At 39.8% G+C, this 4,673-nt stretch carries 2 protein-coding genes and 5 pseudogenes; 6 read left to right on the top strand and 1 reads right to left on the bottom strand.

Features of this window, described 5'->3' with window-relative positions; all coding sequences use genetic code 11:
* Positions 1-329: 329 nt before the first annotated feature.
* The 5 genes and pseudogenes from QUA70_RS28035 to QUA70_RS28015 form a co-directional block, all read left to right on the top strand.
* Positions 330-981: pseudogene (locus tag QUA70_RS28035) on the top strand (transposase); the annotation flags it as partial.
* Between the two features lie 506 nt (positions 982-1,487).
* The gene (locus QUA70_RS28030; protein WP_333410765.1) at positions 1,488-1,763 is read left to right on the top strand and encodes a transposase; all 276 of its coding nucleotides are present in this window, start codon (positions 1,488-1,490) and stop codon (positions 1,761-1,763) included.
* A gap of 42 nt (positions 1,764-1,805) precedes the next feature.
* Positions 1,806-2,673, top strand: a pseudogene (locus QUA70_RS28025) (IS630 family transposase).
* 39 nt (positions 2,674-2,712) lie between these two features.
* Positions 2,713-2,821: pseudogene (locus QUA70_RS28020) on the top strand (transposase); the annotation flags it as partial.
* 136 nt (positions 2,822-2,957) lie between these two features.
* A pseudogene (locus tag QUA70_RS28015) lies at positions 2,958-3,167 on the top strand (IS5/IS1182 family transposase); the annotation flags it as partial.
* 23 nt (positions 3,168-3,190) lie between these two features.
* Here the strand turns inward: QUA70_RS28015 and QUA70_RS28010 are convergent.
* Complete coding sequence (locus tag QUA70_RS28010; protein ID WP_333351028.1) at positions 3,191-3,592, bottom strand: ISAzo13-like element transposase-related protein; 402 nt, start codon at positions 3,590-3,592, stop codon at positions 3,191-3,193.
* Positions 3,593-3,622: 30 nt separating this feature from the next.
* Here QUA70_RS28010 and QUA70_RS28005 point away from each other — a divergent pair.
* A pseudogene (locus tag QUA70_RS28005) lies at positions 3,623-4,606 on the top strand (IS66 family transposase); the annotation flags it as partial.
* Positions 4,607-4,673 lie beyond the last annotated feature (67 nt).

Below are 4,673 nucleotides of genomic sequence, written 5' to 3'. Positions count from 1 at the left end.
ACTTATATTGCCGAGGAGAACTCGAATTCACTCATCTTTCTAAATGCTGTTTTCTCACTTTTTCAGCAAGCCCTACAATAGGGCTTGCTGAATAAGTTAAGAAAAATCACGATCGCAATTGATGGGTGATTCAAGTTCGGCGAAACATAATTTTTTGTTTTCTATAACTTGTCCCGTTATAGTTTTTGATAATAACTGACCCGTAAATAGGGCTTGCTGAATAATCGATCGCATATTGCGTCGCGAAAGGTTTCGATCGGGCGATCGAGAATAAAGTGCCAGATAAACAGGTAAAATAGGCCAAAACCCATGCATCACCACCTGAGATCATGTACAAAAAGGTTGAGCTTGCTCCCATCCCACCCTTGGACTTTAAACTAGCCAACGGGTCTAAATTGTCACCAGATAACCGTTGGGTAAAGATGGCCCAAGTAATACCGTGGTCAGAATTTGAATCCGAATATGCTCAAAACTTCCCCACAGAAATGGGTGCACCAGCTTTCATCATGGAGGATGGCGTTGGGGCCATTAATTATTAAGGAAAAATTAGGAATTAGCGATCGGGAAACAGTAGAACAAATCCGTGAAAACCCGTATCTGCAATACTTTATCGGTCAATCAAGCTACAGTAACGAGCTGCCATTTAACCCATCACTATTAGTTCACTTTCGACGGGCGTATTAGTCCCAACCTAATTAATAAAGTAAACGAACGAAGGGTCGAAAAAATGTGGGAAATTACCCCAGTTAAACCCGAAAAAAAAATGATTTGGACGGCAAAAATGAATCACCCAAGTTCTGAAAATTAATCATAGATGCTCCCTCGGCCCCAGCAGATATTACCTATCCGACCGACTTAGGACTATTAAACAAAGCCAGAGTCCATACAGAAAAAATTATAGACATCCTGTATAAACAGATCAAATATCAAACCAATAAAAAACCAAGAACCTACTGTAATAAGGCCAGAAAAGATTACTTACAGAACTTCCGGGTGTTATGAGGTACAATAAGAATAGATTAAAAAAATACACCAATGAAAGCATATTCAGTAGATTTGCTTTCCAAAAATAGTAGCAGCCCATCAAGATCAGAAGCTGTCGATCAGAAAAACAGCAGCGATATTTTCCGTCACTAAAAGCTTAGTTCAAAAACTGGTCAAGCAACAAAAAATAGAGGGTGATTTACAGCCGAAACCCAGGGGTAAACCGAGATACAGTCATTTGAATAATTCCACAGCTTCTTTGAGAGAAATAGTGGCAGCACATCCCGATGCAACCTTACTAGAATTGTGTGAGTTATTTGCCCAGAAGACGGGAAATTGGGTGGGTAGAACAGCCATGTGTAACGCCTTACAAAAGTTGGGATTAAATCGTAAAAAAAAAACAGTGAGAAGTAGCCAAGCCGGCACTGAAAGAGTCATGAAATTAAGGTTAGAGTATTGGGAAAAAGTCAAGCATATCGACCCAAAAAATCTAGTCTTTTTAGATGAGACTGGAGTATTACGCTTGTTTAACCAGAACTCATGCACGTGGCCAACGAGGAACGAGAGCCTATGCGGTCAAACCTTTTTATCGAGGCAAGAAAATCACAGTAATTGGTGCAATTAGTTTCCAGCGAGTAGTGGCATTAATGACCATAGACAACTCGATGGATAGTCAAGCATTTGAGGTGTTTATCGATCAATGTTTAGTGCCACAATTGTGGTCGGGAGCAGTAGTAGTGATGGATATAGTCATTTCAAATAAGTATGAGACTATTTAAAAATGAGGTAAAATGAATAAAAATAGTGAAGCCGCTAGGAAAATGTCTTACAGTATTGATTTGAGAAAAAGAGTAGTGGATTATGTAGAAAATGGCGGTCGTATCGCTCAAGCGGCCGGACTTTTTCAGGTAGGAAGGGCAACGATATATCGGTGGCTGGGTCGGACCGACCTGCTTAGCCACACAGGTAAAAAGGCGTAAGAGAAAACTAGATTGGCAAGCCTTAGAAAAGGATGTAAAAGAGAATCCAGATGCCAGATTAATCGACCGAGCCAAGAAGTTTGGGGTAAGACCAAGTGCCATATCTTATGCTCTTAAAGAAATGAAAATTACTCGAAAAAAAAAAGAACTTCGTTACCAGGAGAGAAACCGAGAAGCAAGAATGAAATACTACAGATATCTGAGAGAATTGATTAAAGTATCGGGAAATCAAAGTCGGGTTTTTATTGATGAGTCAGGATTTGAAGAGTTTCAAGATTGTGCATTTGGCTGGTCAAAAAGAGGCAAAAAAATCTGGGGCGAAAAGTCAGGAAAACGGGGGAAAAGAGAAAATCTAGTAGCGGTTCGACTGAAAGGAAAAAAGGACTTAATTGCCCCAATGGTTTTTACGGGCAGCCTTAATGCAGAAGGTTTTGAAGGGTGGTTATCTTTATATTTATTACCCTCTCTGACGGAGCCATTTATATTAATCATGGATAATGCACCGATTCATCGAAAAACAGCCATCCGAGAACTGGTAGAGGAAACGGAGCATCAAGTTCTTTTTCTCCCAAAATATTCTCCAGACCTGAACGATATTGAACACGATTTTAGTGCCTTAAAGCGAGCCAGAATGTATGCTCCTCCTGGCACATCTTTAGATGAACTCATCTGTGCCTACTGCGCTCAAGAGTGTCTTTTTTTTATTTGAAATGACTATAACTTACCAGCGCATAAAGTAGATTCAATTAAGCCTATGATTGAAGCGGTGGGTGCTTCTATCTTGTGTTTGTCCCCATACTCTCCTGATTTTAATCCAATTGAATTATGGTGGTCGCAACTCAAATCTTTATTGCTCCAGTTTTCACCAACCAGCACTAAAATGGTTGACACGATAATTGCTGTGGCTCTTGACTTGATTAATCCGAAACATCTTAAAAACTGGTTTACTAATTGCTGCTACTGTACCTCATAACATCCGAAAGTGCTGTAGCAGTGGCGAAACAAAGACGACCCACTAAAAAAAAAGACAGGCAATTAAAAAACGCCTCCAATATATCAAAAGAAACCTAGCTCATATTCAACAGATAATCGAGTCAGGTGTCACCCTAGAAATTATGTATGAGCAAAAAGCAATATAAAACCTTGCTAGTCCTCACAGAAGTCTATCGCCAACAACAGTGGTTATTTGACAACGATAAGGAATGAAAAATAAATAACTTAATGAATTACTTAGGTTGGGGTACGGCTCGATAATTCCATTTGGGCAAATATTCGTCAAAAACAATTTGCATAGTATTTTTGAAATTATCAGCCACCTTTCGACCAGTTTTATAAACTCTCTTAAGGATATTTACACCTACAGAGAGTCCCGTTTTAGTTTGAGTTTTTTCGACAAAAGATTTGACTAATTCTAAACTTGTAAAAATTACTCCTTGACAAGCCCTGGTAATATGAGGAAAAAGTCGATCTTCTATGGGATTATATTTAGATGTATAAGGAGGGTAATGAGCAATTCTGATCTCAATTCCTATTTCATTAACTAATTTCTGCAAATCTTCTTGGAAAATATAATGATTAGCATTATTACTACCTCCCCCGTAAGGATTCAGGTCAGAGGGTATTGACAAGTGTGACATTCTCGGCGGAATATTACAATTATGGAAAAAAACCTGCCTGTTGAACTAGACCGTGAAATCCTGATACAGTTGGCTCCGGAACAACTGGTGGAAATCATTGTCGAGCAGGCGAGCGCCACAATTAAACTAAACTCCAGAATTTTAGAGCTAGAACAAGAAATAGGAAAACTCAAGGCGAGTAGAGATTTAGACAGCAAAACATCATCAAAACCACCATCTGGGGACATCCTCAAAAAATCCGAAAAAAAACCTGAGCTCTCTGATGGTGAAAGCCAAGCTCCAAAACGGAAACCGGGAGGACAACCTGGGCATCCGGGAAAAACTCGTAAAGGGTTTGGTAGAGTAGCTCGCTGGGAAATTTTACGTCCCGAGTGTTGTTGTTGTTGTGGTACGGGATTTTTCAAAGACAAGATAAAAATTGAAACACAGCAAGTAGCACAGTTAGTAGAGCGCCCAATAGAAATAGCGGAGTATCAGCGCCATACTTGTGTGTGTGAGCATTGTGGAAATGTACAAGCATCCGATTGGTCACCCGATCTAGTTCCAGGACAAGATATAGGAGTAAGGCTACAGGCTTTTGTAGGATGGATAAATAACTACGGGCATCTATCCTATGAAAAACAACAAGAGCTTTTGTGGGAACTAGGTCAGATAGAAATCGGGGTGGGAACATTAGTAACCACTAATGAAAGAATAGATGCAGCAGTTAACAAAAGCGTTAGCTCTCTGAAAAATTGGATACAGCAAACACAGCCAAATATTCACTGCGATGAGACACCTTGGGTTGTCAAGGGTGTGAAAGAATGGTTATGGATTTTTGCGAATACAAACTTCGCTTTATTCCATGCTGCGGATACAAGATATCGTGCCGAACTAGAAACCATTCTCGGTTTGAACTAGAGTGGTGTACTTAGCTCGGACGATTATTCAGTTTATAACGGTTATGACGTGAAAGCTCAACAGAAATGTTTAGCCCATCTACGCCGTCACTTTAAAACCCGCATTCCGCAGATATTTAAGCAGAGGTAAAGCAAGATAGATTCGGCAACAATAAACTCCCAAACGATTGCCG

The sequence above is a fragment of the Microcoleus sp. LAD1_D5 genome (assembly GCF_036702115.1).
In the GTDB taxonomy this organism is placed as follows: domain Bacteria; phylum Cyanobacteriota; class Cyanobacteriia; order Cyanobacteriales; family Microcoleaceae; genus Microcoleus.
Note: the sequence above shows the minus strand (reverse complement) of the source record. Positions and strands in the feature narration are given on the sequence as shown.

Coding starts and splice junctions, on each gene's coding strand:
- QUA70_RS28030 (WP_333410765.1), top strand. CDS start 1,488: ATGAGACTGGAGTATTACGCTTGTTTAACCAGAACTCATGCACGTGGC.